The sequence below is a fragment of the Pedobacter sp. AC402 genome (assembly GCF_979252805.1).
In genome coordinates this window covers 110,202-127,949 of sequence record NZ_CEEDAI010000004.1, presented here as the reverse complement: position 1 = coordinate 127,949, position 17,748 = coordinate 110,202, and the positions used below count along the sequence as shown (strand labels likewise).

The following is a 17,748-nucleotide window of genomic DNA, read 5'->3' as shown; positions in this document are numbered from 1 at the left end:
CTATTGCCAATTGCATAATTTTATTCCTGTAAAAACATCCCTAAACCATTAATACGATGAACCCAAACATTGGTAAAAGCTTACTTGGCTGTGCACTGTTTTTTGCGCTGAATGTAAATGCCCAAAACTATGTACCACACTTTAACGATAAACGCATAAAGGTTAAAAATACCACACCAATTAAAGCTTATGCTTTCGACCTTTCGGAAGTAAATTTATTGGAAAGCACTTTTAAAACGGCAATGAAAGCCGACGAAGCTTATTTAACCATTATAGATCCTGATAGGTTATTATCGGGTTTCAGAAAAAATGCAGGTTTAACGCCAAAAGCCAAAATTTATGGTGGCTGGGAAGGAGATGGATTAGCAGGGCATTCGCTTGGGCATTACCTTTCGGCTGTTTCCATGCAATATGCATCGAGCAAAAGCCCTGTATTTTTACAAAAAGCAAATTATATTGTTGATGAACTTGCAGAATGCCAAAAGGCCAGAAAAAACGGCTATTTAGGTGCATTTACCAATGAAGACAAAATATGGGGCGAGCTGGCAAAAGGCAATGTTAAAACCGGAGGTTTCGACCTTAACGGGGGTTGGGCACCCTGGTATACCGTTCATAAAATTATGGCAGGTTTACTGGATGCCTATCTTTATACCAACAATAAAAAAGCTTTAACAAGCTGTATTGCCCTGGCCGATTGGACTGGAACAACCATTGGAGGCTTAAATGAAGAACTATTGCAGAAAATGCTGTTCTGCGAATACGGTGGCATGGCCGAAACGCTGGTTAACCTATATGCTATCACCGGGGAAAAGAAATACCTCGATTTATCTTATAAGTTTTACGATAAACGGATCCTTGATCCTTTAGCCAAAGAAACCGATATCCTTCCAGGGAAACATTCCAATACACAAATACCGAAAATTATTGCCAGTGCTAGAAGACATGAAATTACCGGCGACAAAAATGATAAAACAATAGCCGATTTCTTCTGGAAAACGATCGTTTATCACCACTCTTATGTTACAGGTGGAAACAGCAATTATGAGTATTTGAGTGAACCCGATAAACTGAATGATAAGCTTACCGAAAACACTACCGAAACCTGCAATACTTACAACATGCTAAAATTAACCGGACATCTTTTTGCCGAAAACCCTTCGGCCGAGCTGTTCGATTATTATGAAAAGGCACTTTATAATCATATCCTTGCTTCGCAAAACCACGATGATGGCATGACTTGCTATTTCGTGCCTTTGCGCATGGGTGGTAAAAAAGAATACAGCGATAAGTTTAACACTTTTACCTGCTGCGTGGGCACAGGCATGGAGAACCATGTAAAATACAACGAAAGCATTTATTTTAGAGGTGGCGATGGAAGTTTATATGTGAATCTTTTTATTCCTTCAGTTTTAGATTGGAAAGAAAAAGGTTTGAAAATTACTCAGCAAACTGCATTACCACAAGGCGACCAAACTACTTTAACGCTCAGTTTAAACAAAGCATCTAATTTTTCCATCCGGGTAAGGAAGCCTAAATGGTCTACAGAAACTACCATTTCGGTAAATGGACAGCTACAAAAAATCACGCCAGATGAAACCGGTTATTATGTGATTACCCGCACCTGGAAAAACAATGATAAAATTACTTATGTAACCCCAGAAAAATTATATACTGAGGCTATGCCTGATAATGCCGACCGTAGAGCGGTGTTTTATGGTCCGGTGCTTTTGGCGGGTGTTTTAGGCACAACAGAACCCGATCCGGTTAAAGGTGTACCAGTATTTGTAAGCGCAAATAACGACCCTAAAGAATGGCTGAGCGTAGTGAACAAACAGGAATTACAATTTGAAACCAATAAAATTGCTCAGCCACAGGATGTAACCCTTATTCCTTTCTATCAAACCAAAAACCAATACTACAGTGTATATTGGGATGTATTTACCCCTGAAAAATGGACGGTGCAGCAAAAGATATACGACGAGCAGAAGCGCAAAAGGAAAGAGTTGGAAGATAAAACCACCGATGTATTCAGGTTTGGAGAAATGCAGCCTGAACGTGATCATAATTTGACCGCAGCTAAAGAATATATGGGTGAAGATCATGGCAGCAAATGGCGTGTAGCAGGTGAAAACGGTTTTTTACAGTTCGATGTGAAGGTAGATCCAGCTATGCAGAATACCATAATAGCATCATATTGGGGTATGGATAATCGCGGCCGCAATTTTGATGTACTGGTTGATGGTGTTAATGTTGCCACAGAAGATTTGAACAAATACAAGGAAAGCCGTTTTTACGACATCTCTTATAAAATCCCTACGGAATTAACAAAAGGAAAAAGCAAAGTTACCGTAAAGCTGTTTCCTAAGGTGAAAAACAGCGCAGGGCCTATTTATGGGGTTAGGGTAATTAAGGAAAGTTTGTAAATTCTTTTGACAAGGAATCAATTTTTTAATTTTTAGCCACGGAAACACGGAAGTCACAGAAAGGAAATTCGCCTGATTGTGTTAATCTGTGCTTCCGTGGCAAAAACTCATGCGTGCTTTCGATTGAAGCGCAGCACCGATGTTAAATAGGGAAATATATCTATTAATTAAATTTCTCGACTACGTTTCACTTCTCTCGAAATGACGCCACTAGAAGGATATTCACTCCATGAAATTCAACTCCTAATCTTCCATCCTCGTTAAAAAATGATAACGATCTAATTATTTAATGGACAATATTACTTTCAAAATCAATAGCGTATTGTTAAACAAAAAATTAAAGGTTTTTATTTAAAGTAATCATACTCCTACAATCAGGCTTCATTTCGATCACCTAATTACTCACCATTCCATTAAAAATCATAGAATAGTTAATTTAATCAATTGGAATTCAAACTATAATAACAGATCAATTAAATACAAATCATCATTAAAACACTTACCCATCTGATTATCAAAATACATTAACAAAAAAAAGCCTCGTAAAATTTTATTTCACGAGGCTTACTAAGTTTATAAATTGATGCTATTTCTGTAGAATGATATTGGTTACGCGTTCATTTGCTAACGGCAATTCATATGCTCCCCTATTACCGGTTTTATTATTTTTAACTGAATAATTACCCACACCATTAACTTTTGCTGGCTGAGATAATCTTAATATTGCAACTGGCGTGTACTCGTTTGCCTTGCTTAGTTTTAAACCGATTTCTCCATTAGTGGTATTGTAATTAACCTCTTCAATCGTTCCGGCATCAAGCGTAATCCAAAGTCCGGCAGGTGCAACATACACTGACGATTTTGCTGCTGTTGTTAATTTAACACTGATTGTGTTTCCCGCTTTATTTAGGTTTCCCCCAAAAGCCAGCCAACCAAACTCCGGATGCTGCAATATGTACGATGAAGTATTAACCGCATAGCCAAAAAAGCCAGAGCCATAATCGCCGGTTATGCCATCGTTTTTTAAGGTTGATGGATAGGCATGAAAGGCAGTTGGTGCAAAACCTTCTTTGGTAATATTTGAAATCGACCCTAACAAACCTCCGTAACCTGTACGCAATAGATAAAAATCGCTAGGATGTTTTCGGTAATCCATTAAAACTGGAATGGCATTCAATGCTGAACCATAATGATGAATCATCCTTTCAATACGCGAAAGTTTACCACCATAAAGAAAATCCCAGTAGCGGCGTGCGTTGCCATTGTAAGCCCAATGTGGCACCACAGGCATATAAGCGAGTATGGCATCAAGCGTTACATTTGCTTTATCCTGGTAGCCAAAATAATCCGACCATACATAAACTTCTTCTTGACCTGTAGAATCCCAAGGCATCTCACTGCCAAACGGATATTGCAGCGACCGCCAATGGTTGGCACGTTTTTTCATTTCGGTTTCCAGCCTGCCTGCTTCTGCTGTTAATCCTTCATTTTTAAGATCGGTTAAGATGAGGTAAAAAATGGTGCCTTCCATCTGGCCGAACTGCGCATAATAAGGCGCAATGTTCACCATGGCCATCCCGGTTTCCGCCGCATCAATCAGGTGCTGTTTCCAGCTTTGCTCATCAACAAGTCCTTTATAATTCCGTGCTAACCGATACATCAACCAATGTGCTGCGGCAACATGTGGGTAGTTATATGATCTGCCTAAATTATCGGCCTCCTTTTTTGGCCATGCAGACCATGTTTTGAAATTAATGTTTGCCGCATAGGTATCTTTCGGCAATGAATCTGGCGCATAATAAAATAAACTCTTTTTAACTCCATACTTCTGAGGGCCATCCTTTAGCTGAATGCGTCCAAACATCACGGTATCAACAAATTGTTTTAACTTATCAACCTCTTCCTTTTCCGGATGAACCAACTGTTTCATTATTGCGCCCAACCAGGAGCCTGCCCCACCCTCATCGCTCAAGCCTGCAATCCAAGCCCTATTATCTTGTGTAACCTGCTGTTGTTTCTCCTCATCGTAAGTAATGGCAGAAGGGCTTCTTTTAAAAATGGGATCAGGCTGGTTAAACCATTGCTTAGTTGTTAAAAAATGACCATAACTGGCTATTACATCACTTTCTGGCTCAATCACTTTATAATTTATGGTCTGTTCCAATCCATCCTCATAAGTGATTGATAACCTTGCCCTACCCCAGGTGTTACCTGTAACTGCATAACTTTTCCAACCATTTTTAGTTGTGCCCAGCACTTTTACTTTTAATGCATTTTCTGGCTGAACCTGTATTGATTTTATCTTTTTGGGATAACTGATAAACAATTTCGCATCTACATCTCGCGGCAGTACATAACCAGGAACCGAAATGGCCACAGGTCTTTTATTTTCGATCAGTTTACTTTCAGTTTCCTTAGCTGAACCTGAAAGTATAAACTGAAGGGCATAATTACGGGTTTCGCCCGGCTTTAAAACAGATCGATGTTGGGCTGTTCCATTGTTCGGCATTTTTCCATTCGTTTTCTGCATAGGCTTTACTGTACACCATCCATTCGTAAAAACCCTCAAAGGCAATTCCTCTTGGTGTTTTATCGTCATTTAATGGATTGTAAGCTTCGAATGGGGTTTGCCCTACCGGAACCACCAATAAAGACGGTGCATGCCCGCTTAACCTGGTTACCTGAAGGTAACCTGCATCTTTACCAATGTAAGGATCGTAAAACACATTTTTAGCGTGGGTTTGCTCCAGTGTTCTTCCCTCTAAAATGTTATCAAAAATCATTGGAATTCCCAATGCACCAATTTCTACATTTTTGTCGGTTTTATTTTTCAGCTCGAAGCGAAGCACCAGTTTACCGTTCTGCATTTCCCAAATCCGCTTTATCTGCAAAGGGATATCAGTTGGTAATGTTGCTGCAAGATCGGCTGCTGCAAAGCCATTTTTACCTGTTGGAATGTTTTTAACAGAACTCCTTTTTGCCGCTGTACTGTAGCTTTTCCAAACTTCTTCTCCTGTACTGCGGAGTTTTAAATTAATATCTCCTAAATGATATAAGCCATCTGCACTACGCACCTTTAAACTGTCACTCGGAACGAAATCAAAATCTTTGATCATTTTAGGTTGGAGAGCAGCCACGGTTTGTGATGACTTAACCAGTTTCAGCGTAAAAGCTCCTGCATCAAAAGTTGAAAAACCCTTTTCGAGACCTAATGTTGAAGGCTTTTTACTTAATGCAATCCATGGCGATTGAGCAACGCTTAGCTTAACGTTTACTAAAGCCAAAACGCAGCAAAATATTGCCTTTAAAGTAATTAATGATATTTTTTTTGATTTAATAGTCATGTTGAGTGAGCAAAATGGTTTAGGGATATTCAAAAATATAGTTTAAAATATAAAGCGGATAGTCATCTCAAAAATAGCGCAAAATCGGTAAAGGATTGGTGTATTTATAGGAAGTTGTAAAGTGTATGGCGGATTATAACGATTGCATTAATTTACGCCGTGCCGTCATCCTCGCGCAGGCGGGGATCTTAAAACACCAACATTATAAACCATTAAGATTCCCAATCAACCCGATAGCTATCGGGTTGGGAATGACGAAGTATCCCCGCGGTCGTCATTTCGAGCGAAGCACAGCGTAGCCGAGAAATCTTTTAAAGATGCTATTGACAAAGTACAAAGATTTCTCCACTACGGTCGAAATGACGATGGAAACGGGTATTTTACTCCTTGCCGTCATCCTCGCGCAGGCGGGGATCTTACAACACAAGCTTTATAAAGCATTAAAATTTCCAATCAACCCGATAGCTATCGGGTTGGAAATGACGAAATATCCCCCTTGGCCGTCATTTCGAATGAAGCACATCGTAGCCGAGAAATCTTTTAAAGATGCGCTATTGAACAAAGTCCAAAGATTTCTCCACTACGGTCGAAATGACGATTAGACGGGTAGTTTAACCCTCATGCCGTCATCCCCCTCGGTCGTCATTTCGAGCGAAGCACAGCGTAGCCGAGAAATCTTTTAAAGATGCTACAAGCATATCCAAAGATTTCTCCGCTACAATCGAAATGACGATATTTAAATTCAAATTAAATCGGCTCACATTTTACCTTTAGCCACGCGGCCTCCTCTACTGCCAAAAAGGGTTGAAGCTTTTCGAATACCATTTGATTGTATTGATTTAACCAGGTTAATTGATGCGGTTCTAAAAGTGCTTTATTTAAAATTGTGGTATCAATAAAACAGAGTGTCAAGGTTTCGAAGGAGAGAAAGTTACCGAATTCACTAGCACCGTATTGAGTACATAAAACAAGATTCTCAATCCGTACGCCATGTTTGCCCGGCCGATAAATACCAGGCTCTATTGAAGTTACCATACCAGGCTTAAAGGCAACATCTACATTGGCAGGACTAATATTCTGAGGACCTTCATGTACATTAAGAAAAAAGCCTATGCCATGCCCCGTTCCATGACCAAAATTGATGCTATATTCCCACAGTGGTTTCCTGCAAATGGCATCGATCTGATACCCTTTTGTACCTTCCGGAAAAATAAGCTTAGCACCTTCAATAAGTCCTTTAAGCACTAAAGTATAATCATCGGCCTGGCGTTGCGAAGCTTCACCAATGGGCATTACCCTGGTAATATCAGTTGTGCCATACCGGTACTGCCCTCCCGAATCAACAAGAAACAAACCATCGCCAGCTATTTCCTGATCGCTTTCTGCATTTACGCTATAATGTGGAAGCGCGCCATTGGCATTGTAACCCGCAATGGTATTAAAACTTAAATCAACGAATGATTGCTGTTCGGCACGAAACTTTGCCAGTTGTTTTGCCGCAGACCACTCTGTAATACGCTCTTTACCAAGCCCATCCTCAAGCCATTTAAAAAATTTGGTAAGGGCTACTCCATCCTGCAGCATCGCTTTACGGATGTGATTAATTTCAGTATCGTTTTTAATACTTTTTAAATGCGTAGTGGGGTTAATTCCAAAAATAACCTGAACCGTTTTTGGCAAACATAGATAAAGGCCGTAACAGGTACGTTTAGGATCGATAAAAATTGAAGCCACTAAAGGTATCGCCTGCAACGCTTTCTCAATATCATTATAAGGGTACACTGTTACACCCTGGTTATTTAAAACATCAATATCAGTTTGAGATAACTTTTGCTGATCGATAAAGAGTTTCACTTCATCAGGTGTAAGCAAAGCGAAACTCAAAGCAACCGGATTATAAGCTACATCGGTTCCACGAAGATTAAATAACCAGGCAATATCATCAAGAGTAGAAATAAAATGGTGTGTTGTATTATTCGTTTGCAAAACAGCCCTAACTTCAGCAACCTTGGCAGAAATGCTCATGCCAGCGGCTTCCTCTCCAATTAAATAAGCTTTTTCTTGTGGCAGCCCTACCCTATCGGTCCAAATGGTGCTTACGAAATCCAAATCCGTCACTTCAATTGCTTTAGTAAGCAACTGTTGGTCCATTTCCAGTGCCAATGCAAGGGTAATTAATTGGTGGTTAAAGGCTACTTTGGCACCATCTGGCAAAACTTCGAGCAACCAACTTATATATTCGGGTGTGTGAGGCACTTTTAACTTTACCAACTCATAACCTGTACCATTTAGCTCGCTCTCTGCCTGTGTAAAATATCTTGAATCCGTCCAAAGGCCAGCAAAAGTTTGCGTAATAACAAGTGTTCCGGCAGAACCGGTAAAACCACTCGCAAATGGAATGGCTTTATAATGTGCAGGCAGGTATTCGCTAATGTGCGGATCTGCGGCGGTAATTACATAAGCATCAATATTTTGTTGGGCCATTAACTGCCGCAGGGCATTTAATCTTTCTACATAAGTCATGTTCAGCAAGAATTTTTATTGGCCAAATTTAAAATATTACCTCCATACCAAGGCGCAAACGAAAGAATTTACTTTAAAAATGACCTTGGGCAACTGCAAGCCATATAAATAAAAGATGAGCAATAAAAACTATAGCTTTTCTTTCTCCAAAACCGGTATTTCAAATCTTTTTATCAATGGTGTATGGTGTTCTTTTTTCGAAATGGCCATCATTTGTTTTACCACATCAGGATGATCTGCGGCAACATCATTTTGCTCTTTCAAATCGGTTTTAAGATCGTACAAAGTCCATTTATCGTTTCCTTTAAGCATATTTAGCCTAACGCCTTTCCAATTGCCAATGCGTATTGCCTGTTGCCCGCCATACTCAGGAAACTCGAAGTACAGGTAATTGTGCTGGGTCTGTTTGCCTTTATCTAAAATGGTTGGCAGTATGCTTAATCCATCTATTTCTGATGGTGCTTTTATATTTAACAATTCGCAAAAAGTAGGCATCATATCAAGGGTCGACGAAATGAGTTCGCTGGTTGATCCTTCTTTTACCTTACCGGGCCAGGATACAATGAATGGCTCTCTGATACCGCCCTCGCGTACAAAACCTTTGCCCCAGCCATATTCTCCTTTAAAGGGGCCATTGCTGTTAAAAAACACCGGATCGGCACCTGCATTGAAGGCCGTTCCATTATCTGCACAGAACATAATAATGGTATTGTTGTATACCCCTTCATCTTTAAGTTTTTTAATCAACTGCCCAACCTGCTGATCGAGTAAAGTAATCATTGCTGCATAGGTTGCGCGGGGGTAACGACAAGGAAAATAGGAACCACCTAAAAATGGTTTTTCATCACCGAATTTCTGATGATAATAATCGACCAGTTTTTTTGGTGCCTGTAAGGATACGTGGGGCAATGGACTAGCATAATACAAAAAGAATGGTTTTTGCTTATTCTGTCCGATAAAGTTTAGCGCTGCTTTAATTAAAAAATCCGGCGCATAATCGTTCTGCTGGTATTGTTCGTAGTTTTTTTCGTTAAGGGGATCAAGATCTGCGGGGAATTTAACATCGGGATCAACAATTTTATTATCAAGCGGAACCCGTGTTTCGTTTTCCCATAAATGCCCGCCATAGTAGGTATGATCCTGTCGCTGGCAGATAAAACCATAAAAGTAATCAAAACCCTGGCGGTTCGGTGTTCCAGCCGTCATTGGGCTGCCCAACCCCCATTTACCAACCAATGCAGTGTTGTAACCTACAGTTTTTAATACTTTAGCTATGGTAATGGTAGAGTCAGGGATGGGATATTGTCCTTCGAGAAAAGGATTTTCTTCCATGGCTTTAAAATTCCAAACATCGCCACGCGCTCCCCACTCATGGTTGCCGCGGATAAATGCTTTGCCCGAATTTATTCCCGTCATTAAACCAAAACGCGAAGGTGCACAAACCGGATAAGCATAATGCTGTGTAAACCGCTTGCCATGCCTGGCCAGTTCATCCAAATTAGGGGTTTCTATTTTCTGCTGCCCATAGCTACCCAATTCACCATAACCCAAATCATCAGCTAAGATGTAAACAATATTGGGTTTTACCTTTGGTTGCTGCGCCAAAGTATTAAGGGTAAACAGGCAGGAAAAAAGTATTAATGCATTTCTTTTTATCATATTGAAGATGGTAAACGTTATTGAAAATCCAAGATAATGATAAGCAAATTGCCATTTAAAATTTTCTCTGCACAAACGTTTGCATAACAACGGCAAACCTTTATCAATTAAGAAAAATTGTTAGATAGAAAGCGATAGTTGCTATTATCTGCAAATAAGCAGAAGCAAAAGCAAAACTTCGATTTGATAAAGGTTGTTGGCTACAACAATATAATCAGAAGCAATCAAACCGTTTAGCAGAATGACTTTTAATAATTATTTTTCTGAATATACGGCGGCTAACTGATTGGAAAGGTATTTAAAAGCGATTGGATATTCAGCAGCAGGATTACTGCTACTTGCTTCGATAAAAATAAATCCTTTGTAGTTAATTTTCTTTAGGGCACTTAAGTAAGGCCTAAAATCATCACCAGCTACACCAGGAAGAGTGCGTTTTTCTTTTTCAGCAATTTCACAGAAACCAACAACTGCGCCGGCTGCAATTATTTCGTCGGGGGATTCTCCTTCGCGCAACATGTGAAAAATATCAACATTTAACCTGAAGTTGGGTTCATTTACTTGAGTTACAATTTCTGCAGCCGCTTTTAATGAGGTTATAAAGTTTGTTTCGGTAGTTTCTAAGTTTTCGAGTAGAATGGTTACGTTGTTTTTCTTGGCAAGCTGACCAAGTTTTTTGCATAAGGCCACAAAATCTGATTTAGCTTTATCGATATCATAACCCGCAGGAATGCTGCGCGCACCCGAACTTCCTAAAACAATGTACTTTACACCAGCTTCATTGGCCCGTGAGAGTACGGTTTCGGTATAAGCCAACACCTTTGCTTCATCTACATTGGGCCCGGCAATTTTTAAGGTGCCAGGAAAAAACAGGTTGCAGCTTAATACCTTACATTTTGCAGCTTTAATTTTTTTTAGGTTTGCACGAAACTCCTCATCACTTAATGCAGGTGCCAGTATTTTAGGTACTGATTCGCCGATTAATTTAAAACCAGCAGAATAAGCCAAACTATCCTGCGCCAAACCAGCTACAATACCCAATTGCGGGTAGGCAGGCTTATTTGATACGAAACCAGAAAAAGACAGCACAACAGTGCAAGCCAAAAGAAATAAAAACCTGTTTCTCATTATTACCCTTATTTAAATAGCAATTTAAGTATTTAAAGCGAGCAAATTCCCTTGAAGATTGGAAAACGATCGCTGAAAGATTCTTTTAAATGGTTTATAACTAATTTATTACCAAATCGACTTTACCGAATACACCTGCAATTCTTCAACTTCGATATTATTACCAAAAAAATGAAAGCCTTCGGTGTTTTTGGAATCTGGCTTCCGTTCCATCGAATACGAATAGGCTCCGCCATCAATAAATACCTCAATTGAAGTTTTATCGATATAAATATCAGCGGAAATTTCCATACTGGTCATATCCTCCGGTGAATAGAAAACGCCGTTTACCAAATTGTAATTCATATCATAGTCCAGTACTTTTTGCCCGAAAAGATTTAAACCAGCACTTGTGGCATGAGAAAGTTTAAGTTTTGTTTTAATCCGGATCCTGTCGTTACTGTTATATGGTTTTAAATTCTCTGTGGCCGCTGTAGTGTTAAGGTTTTTCCATTCGCCTACATTTTCAAAAAGCTGACCGGCTTCTTTTACCGGCTCGCTAAACAAACGCACACCATTTTTGGTGGCTTTAAGTGTAAGTGTTGTTGGCAGAAGCATCATACCATTAAAAGGCATATCGGGGTGAGTTACCTTGCCCCACCCAATCTGGATTCTGCGTCCATCATGCTCTGGGATATTGGTAAATGTTTGAGCAGCATAAATGGTTCCGGTTACATAATAATGTTTGCCAGTTTCTGGCGTAAACTTCTTACCATCAAAGTTACCTATCATATAGGTATTAGAAGCACCGTAAATTACCCATTTGCTTTTACTTTTATCACCATCAACAGGCAGTTCAAACAAATCAGGGCATTCCCAAAAACCAGTAATATGGCTTTCAAAAGTCCATTCTTTTAAATTTTTACCGTTGTAAATCGAATGGCCATCTCTTTCATTCAATACCAAAACCCAATGTTTACCCGGTTCATACCAGAAAACCCTGGGATCTCTGGTATCATTACTGTTCCATTTGGCTTTCGAATCGATAATTGGATTTTTGCTGTATTTTGTCCAAGTGCGCCCCTTATCTAAGCTATAAGCCATACACTGAACCTGTTTTTCGTTGGTAAATGCAGTATAAGTAGCCACCATGGCAGGGGTTTTGCCTTTGTTAAAACCAGCGGTATTGTTGTAATCAATTACCGTCGACCCTGAAAACATGGTTCCAGTACCATCAGGACTCAATGCGGTTGGAAGCTCTTCCCAATGAATCAGATCTTTACTAACGGCATGGCCCCACGACATATTCTCCCATTCTCTTTCGTAAGGATTATGCTGATAAAAAAGATGGTATTCACCTTCATAAAAAATAAGTCCGTTCGGATCATTTATCCATCCCCTTTTCGAGGTAAAATGAAATTGAGGGCGGTTCTTTTCTTTGTAAAGGTTTTTCTGCCCTTCAATTTCATCATTTTGATATATCTTATTCAACCCTGTGCCATCGCCGTCGTAACTGATTTTGATTGTTTTCCCTTTTAACGCACTTACATCGCAGAAAACCCAATATTCGGCTTCCTCCTTTGCCAGTCTGATTTTAAAAACACGTTCCTGCTTGCCCGCAATTTCAAACTTCATATCTGCCCTGTTCTGTTTTTGTGAGACGGGTAAATTAAGGTATCGTTTGTTTATTTTGATCACCACATCAGCCGCATTTACGAACTGAAAATTAACCAATAGGGCACTAAAGGCCAACAATGTTTTGAATGTTGTTTTCATAATTCCGGTAGGGATAAACCGTTTTACCTTTAAGAAAAAATATTTGTTAGAATGGGGATAAGATAGCTAAAAATTATCGGCTTGACCAAATGCAAGCTACTGCGTCACCCTAATCGTTTGACCTCTGACCCCAATCGTTTGCCCTCTGACCTCAATCGTTTGCCCTCTGACCCTAATCGTTTGACCTCTGACCCCAATCGTTTGCCCTCTGACCCCAATCGTTTGACCTCCGACCTTAATCGTTTGCCCTCTGACCCCAATCGTTTGACCTATGACCCTAATCGTTTGCCCTCTGACCCTAATCGTTTGACCTCTGACCCTAATCGTTTGCCCTCTGACCCCAATCGTTTGACCTCCGACCCTAATCGTTTGCCCTCCGACCCCAATCGTTTGACCTCTGACCCTAATCGTTTGCCCTTTGACCTCAATCGTTTGACCTCCGACCTTAATCGTTTGCCCTCTGACCCCAATCGTTTGCCCTCTGACCCCAATCGTTTGCCCTCTGACCCTAATCGTTTGCCCTCTGACCCTAATCGTTTGACCTAAAAGCTCCGACTCACTACTTAAAAGCTCCGACTCACTACCTAAAAGCTCCGACTCGCTACCTAAAAGCTCCGACTCGCTACCTAAAAGTAACTTATCTGCTATTGTTGGCTATGGTGCTTTAACTACAGTGGTATCTTGCGCCAGCTTAGGAAATGATGGAAGGAGAAAACGTTAAAGCTTTATCGTTACCTTTTCCTTCCATCGTTGCATTGAGGCAGCACACACTTTCCGCCCCCTTCGGCGGAACTTGTGCTGACGACCAAAAGCTTTAACGAATTTATCCGACATCAGTTCCAAGCCTTTCAGTTATGCCTTTGTGTTTGTTGTTTTTATAGGTAGTCATGCTTTCGCTGCGCTCAGGTTTGTTACTTTTGGGCCAAGCCAAAAGTAAAAGCCGTTCGGTGGCTGACCTGTACCGATTTCATATCGGTAACCGAGGCAAGCCCGAGCGAAGGCAAAACATAGCGACCGCATTACGATTCCCGCATACGCGAGAATGACGACGGTGTTAAAAACTTATTAGAAAGATTGCTTCGGCTCAGCTCTCCCCCAGCCTCGCAATGACGAATTTAACGCATTCCCTGCATCATGCTATTTGTACCTCGCTATTTGAACCTCGCTACATGCTCCCTGCTTCCGGCATAGGAAATGATGGAAGGAGAAAACGTTAAATCTTTATCATTACCTTTCCTTCCATCGTTGCATTGAGGCAGCACACACTTTCCGCCCCCTTCGGCGGAACTTGTGCTGACGACCAAAAAGCTTTAACGAATTTATCCGACATCAGTTCCAAGCCTTTCAGTTATGACTTTGTGTTTGTTGTTTTTATAGGTAGTCATGCTTTCGCTGCGCTCAGGTTGGTTACCTTTTTATCAAGAAAAAGGTAAGAGCCATTCGGTGGCTGACCTGTACCGATTTCATATCGGTAACCGAGGCAAGCCCGAGCGGAGCGAAAAACAGCAACCGCATTACGATTCCCGCATGCGCGAGAATGACGACGGTGTTAAAAACTTATTAGAAAGATTGCTTCGGCTCGCTCTTTCCCAGCCTCGCAATGACGAATTTAACGCATTCCCTGCATCATGCTATTTGTACCTCGCCATTTGAACCTCGCTATATGCTCCCTGCTTCCGGCATAGGAAATGATGGAAGGAGAAAACGTTAAAGCTTTATCATTATCTTTCCTTCCATCGCTGCATTGAGGCAGCACACACTTTCCGCCCCCTTCGGCGGAACTTGTGCTGACGACCAAAAAGCTTTAACGAATTTATCCGACATCAGTTCCAAGCCTTGATTTTTGGTTACCTTTTTATCAAGAAAAAAGGTAAGAGCCCCTCGGTGGCGGTGAACCGAGGCAAGCCCAAGCGAAGCAAAAGCATTAAGATTCCCGCATGCGCGGGAATGACGGCCGTGTTAGAAACACTACTTAAAATTTAGTAATTAATTAATCTATTTATTCTTCAATAACTCTACCTTTTCACGCTCACTTGCCAATAACCTTTCGTAAAGTTCTTTGTTAGCTTCTAATGCTTCCATTAATTTATCTAAAGGATTGAAGGTTGGCTGAATATTTATAGCGTTAATAGTAGAATTGTCATTACTAGTAAACGTATTAGAAATGATATTTAAAACTGTTTCATCAGGATAGTTTTTAATGGCATCAGCAGTAACTCCTAAGGCATTTGCAACTTTTTCGAGCGTGGTATCCTCAATTTCTTCGCTCTGCTCTAATTTGCTAATGGCCTGCTGGCTAATGCCCAATGCGGTAGCAAGCGCTTCTTGCTTCATTCCACGTAACTCGCGGATGCGGCTAATTTTACGGCCAATGTGAATGTTTTTTGTTTTTTCAGAGGTTTCCATATCCAAATATATTTAAAAATTCTGGCTGCTAAAACAAATACGCCTAATTGCCTGGTTTCTGCATGTGCGGTAATGACTACCGTGTTAGAAACATTACTAAAAAGATTGCTTCGGCTCGCTCTCTCCCTGCCTCGCAATGACGGATTTAACGCATTCCCTGCATCATGGTATTTGAATTTTGCTATCTCCTCCTTGCTTCCGGCATAGGAAATGATGGAAGGAGAAAACGTTAAAGCTTTATCGTTACCATTCCTTCCATCGTTGCATTGAGGCAGCACACACTTTCCGTCCCCTTCGGCGGAACTTGTGCTGACGACCAAAAAGCTTTAACGAATTTATCCGACATCAGTTCCAAGCCTTTCAGTTATGCCTTTGTGTTTGTTGTTTTTATAGGTAGTCATGCTTTCGCTGCGCTCAGGTTTGTTACTTTTGGGCCAAGCCAAAAGTAAGAGCCCCCTCGGTGGCTGACCTGTACCGATTTCATATCGGTAACCGAGGCAAGCCCGAGCGGAGCGAAAGCATTACGATTCCCGCATGCGCGGGAATGACGACAGTATTAGAAACACGACTAAAAAGATTGCTTCGGCTCGCTCTTTCCCAGCCTCGCAATGACGAATTTATATAGATAGTAAATCCAAAGATCTCTCCACTACGGTCGAGATGACGGATGAATATGTTCCCTCATAGTTTGAAAAGAATCAATTTACGGATGCCTTAATCTGCGCCTCGCTATTTGAACCTCGCTATGCTCCCTGCTTCCGGCATAGGAAATGATGGAAGGAGAAAACGTTAAAGCTTTATCATTATCTTTCCTTCCATCGCTGCATTGAGGCAGCACACACTTTCCGCCCCCTTCGGCGGAACTTGTGCTGACGACCAAAAAGCTTTAACGAATTTATCCGACATCAGTTCCAAGCCTTGATTTTTGGTTACCTTTTTATCAAGAAAAAGGTAAGAGCCCCCTCGGTGGCGGTGAACCGAGGCAAGCCCGAGCCAAGGGCAAAAATTGCAACCGCATTACGATTCCCGCATGCGCGGGAATGACGACCGTGTTAGAAACCTAAAAAGATTACTTCCCCTTACTCTTCCCCAGCCAAATAATTACGAATCTAAAACACGCCTTAATTACACTTACTCGTAAGGTTCAATGTGAATTAAAATATTACCAAGCTCTGGAATCACTTTATGCAAAGTATCTTGTAATCTATGTGCAAGTTCGTGACCGGCTCTAACCGAAAGTTCACCATCAACAAGTGCGTGGAGATCTACATGGTATTTCATGCCCGATTTACGGATAAAACATTTTTCGGTACCTGCAATTCCCTGTACGGTGGCAGCTACTTTTCTAATTTCTGCAATAATATCTTCGTACAGGTTCTCATCCATGATTTCGCCGAGCGCAGGTCTGAAAATATGGTAACAGTTATGTAGAATAAAACCAGCGGCAAACAATGCCGACCAATCATCTGCTGCTTCATAGCCCTTGCCCATAAACAAGGCGATCGAAATACCGATAAAAGCGGCCACTGAAGTAATGGCATCACTCCTGTGGTGCCATGCGTCGGCCTTTAATGATGAGCTGTTGGTTTCTTTACTCCGTTTCATTACCAACCTGAATGAAATCTCTTTCCAGATGATTATTGCGCCCAGAATAAATAAGGTAAATGGCTTTGGCAGACCATGCGGGGTTTTAATGTTCTGAATACTTTCGTAGGCAATAATTGTTGCAGAGGTAATTAAAAAACCGACTACCAAAAATGTAATTAAAGGTTCGGCCCTACCGTGCCCATAGGGATGATTTTCATCCGCAGGGCGATTAGAATATTTAATGCCGAACAGTACCAAACAAGAAGAAAAAATATCGGCAGTAGATTCGATGGCATCAGCAATTAAGGCGTAAGAATTTCCAAAAATACCGGCTGCACCCTTTATTATGGCTAACATGGTATTGCCGATGATGCTAAAATAAGTTGCTTTTACCGCTACCTGTTCATTTGTTGTTGTCGCCATGTCAAATATCCGTACAGTTAAATCCCATCAAATTCGGGGACGTCAAAAGTAAATAAATAAGCCTTTAAAGCATCAGGATGTTTATAAATATATAATGGGTATTAAACTTAAGGAGAAAATTAAGCGTGGAAGAGCAGATTACGACTGAATGGAGAAAGGAACTTTAAGGATAATATTTTGAAGCGACTTAACTTTTTGTTTCGTTAATTCCCTCCTGGCCCGATAAATGCAGTTTCGAATAAAGAGTTTGGTAAATCTCCTGGTATTACCTCTGCTTTTTCTTCAAATACGATTCTTTGGTAAAGCGGTACAATATCTGTAGCCATTAAGCCCAATGCAGTTAGCGCAATGTCGAATGTAACTTCCTCGTTTGCTCTAGGCCATTCAATCAGGCTTTCGACTGAAAAGGAAATTTCCTGATCATTTTCGTCAATAATTGTCCCTATTCCATCAAACTTATTAAAAGTTTGTACGCGGCCTTTTCTTATCATATCAAAGTAGTA

11 protein-coding genes are annotated in these 17,748 nt (G+C 40.7%); 2 read left to right on the top strand and 9 right to left on the bottom strand.

Going from position 1 to position 17,748, the window contains the following annotated elements:
* The first annotated feature begins 56 nt into the window (after positions 1-56).
* Positions 57-2,423, top strand: a complete 2,367-nt coding sequence (locus AC0IWE_RS03525; RefSeq protein ID WP_471791950.1) for a beta-L-arabinofuranosidase domain-containing protein — start codon at positions 57-59, stop codon at positions 2,421-2,423.
* 586 nt (positions 2,424-3,009) lie between these two features.
* Here AC0IWE_RS03525 and AC0IWE_RS03520 read toward each other — a convergent pair.
* The 6 genes from AC0IWE_RS03520 to AC0IWE_RS03495 form a co-directional block, all read right to left on the bottom strand.
* On the bottom strand, positions 3,010-4,953 hold the full coding sequence (locus AC0IWE_RS03520) for a DUF5695 domain-containing protein (protein ID WP_471791949.1): 1,944 nt from the start codon (positions 4,951-4,953) through the stop codon (positions 3,010-3,012).
* Entirely contained in the window at positions 4,874-5,767 is an 894-nt protein-coding gene (locus AC0IWE_RS03515) for a DUF5695 domain-containing protein (RefSeq protein WP_471791948.1), read from the bottom strand. Before AC0IWE_RS03515 ends, AC0IWE_RS03520 begins: the two co-directional genes overlap by 80 nt.
* A gap of 747 nt (positions 5,768-6,514) precedes the next feature.
* Positions 6,515-8,290, bottom strand: a complete 1,776-nt coding sequence (locus AC0IWE_RS03510; protein ID WP_471791947.1) for an aminopeptidase P family protein — start codon at positions 8,288-8,290, stop codon at positions 6,515-6,517.
* Positions 8,291-8,419: 129 nt separating this feature from the next.
* The gene (locus AC0IWE_RS03505; RefSeq protein ID WP_471791946.1) at positions 8,420-9,949 is read right to left on the bottom strand and encodes an arylsulfatase; all 1,530 of its coding nucleotides are present in this window, start codon (positions 9,947-9,949) and stop codon (positions 8,420-8,422) included.
* Between the two features lie 255 nt (positions 9,950-10,204).
* Positions 10,205-11,074: a sugar phosphate isomerase/epimerase family protein gene (locus AC0IWE_RS03500; RefSeq protein ID WP_471791945.1), complete on the bottom strand. Its 870-nt coding sequence runs from the start codon at positions 11,072-11,074 to the stop codon at positions 10,205-10,207.
* Between the two features lie 108 nt (positions 11,075-11,182).
* Complete coding sequence (locus tag AC0IWE_RS03495) at positions 11,183-12,829, bottom strand: glycoside hydrolase family 32 protein (protein ID WP_471791944.1); 1,647 nt, start codon at positions 12,827-12,829, stop codon at positions 11,183-11,185.
* A gap of 81 nt (positions 12,830-12,910) precedes the next feature.
* Here AC0IWE_RS03495 and AC0IWE_RS03490 point away from each other — a divergent pair, with 81 nt between their 5' ends.
* Positions 12,911-13,375 carry a hypothetical protein gene (locus tag AC0IWE_RS03490; protein ID WP_471791943.1) on the top strand — a complete coding sequence of 155 codons (465 nt, stop codon included), beginning with the start codon at positions 12,911-12,913 and terminating at the stop codon, positions 13,373-13,375.
* 1,449 nt (positions 13,376-14,824) lie between these two features.
* On the opposite strand, the gene AC0IWE_RS03485 is transcribed toward AC0IWE_RS03490, so the two are convergent.
* The 3 genes from AC0IWE_RS03485 to AC0IWE_RS03475 all read right to left on the bottom strand — a co-directional run bounded on the left by AC0IWE_RS03485 (position 14,825) and on the right by AC0IWE_RS03475 (position 17,736).
* Complete coding sequence (locus tag AC0IWE_RS03485; RefSeq protein ID WP_471791942.1) at positions 14,825-15,235, bottom strand: helix-turn-helix domain-containing protein; 411 nt, start codon at positions 15,233-15,235, stop codon at positions 14,825-14,827.
* A gap of 1,131 nt (positions 15,236-16,366) precedes the next feature.
* Complete coding sequence (locus AC0IWE_RS03480; protein ID WP_471791941.1) at positions 16,367-17,245, bottom strand: cation diffusion facilitator family transporter; 879 nt, start codon at positions 17,243-17,245, stop codon at positions 16,367-16,369.
* Between the two features lie 203 nt (positions 17,246-17,448).
* Positions 17,449-17,736: a hypothetical protein gene (locus AC0IWE_RS03475; RefSeq protein ID WP_471791940.1), complete on the bottom strand. Its 288-nt coding sequence runs from the start codon at positions 17,734-17,736 to the stop codon at positions 17,449-17,451.
* Positions 17,737-17,748 lie beyond the last annotated feature (12 nt).

Bases quoted from the DNA above. Each gene is read 5' to 3' on its own strand.
- AC0IWE_RS03485 (WP_471791942.1), bottom strand. From the start codon at position 15,235: ATGGAAACCTCTGAAAAAACAAAAAACATTCACATTGGCCGTAAAATT.
- AC0IWE_RS03510 (WP_471791947.1), bottom strand. From the start codon at position 8,290: ATGACTTATGTAGAAAGATTAAATGCCCTGCGGCAGTTAATGGCCCAA.
- AC0IWE_RS03495 (WP_471791944.1), bottom strand. From the start codon at position 12,829: ATGAAAACAACATTCAAAACATTGTTGGCCTTTAGTGCCCTATTGGTT.
- AC0IWE_RS03525 (WP_471791950.1), top strand. From the start codon at position 57: ATGAACCCAAACATTGGTAAAAGCTTACTTGGCTGTGCACTGTTTTTT.
- AC0IWE_RS03480 (WP_471791941.1), bottom strand. From the start codon at position 17,245: ATGGCGACAACAACAAATGAACAGGTAGCGGTAAAAGCAACTTATTTT.
- AC0IWE_RS03520 (WP_471791949.1), bottom strand. From the start codon at position 4,953: ATGCAGAAAACGAATGGAAAAATGCCGAACAATGGAACAGCCCAACAT.
- AC0IWE_RS03500 (WP_471791945.1), bottom strand. From the start codon at position 11,074: ATGAGAAACAGGTTTTTATTTCTTTTGGCTTGCACTGTTGTGCTGTCT.
- AC0IWE_RS03505 (WP_471791946.1), bottom strand. From the start codon at position 9,949: ATGATAAAAAGAAATGCATTAATACTTTTTTCCTGCCTGTTTACCCTT.
- AC0IWE_RS03515 (WP_471791948.1), bottom strand. From the start codon at position 5,767: ATGACTATTAAATCAAAAAAAATATCATTAATTACTTTAAAGGCAATA.
- AC0IWE_RS03475 (WP_471791940.1), bottom strand. From the start codon at position 17,736: ATGATAAGAAAAGGCCGCGTACAAACTTTTAATAAGTTTGATGGAATA.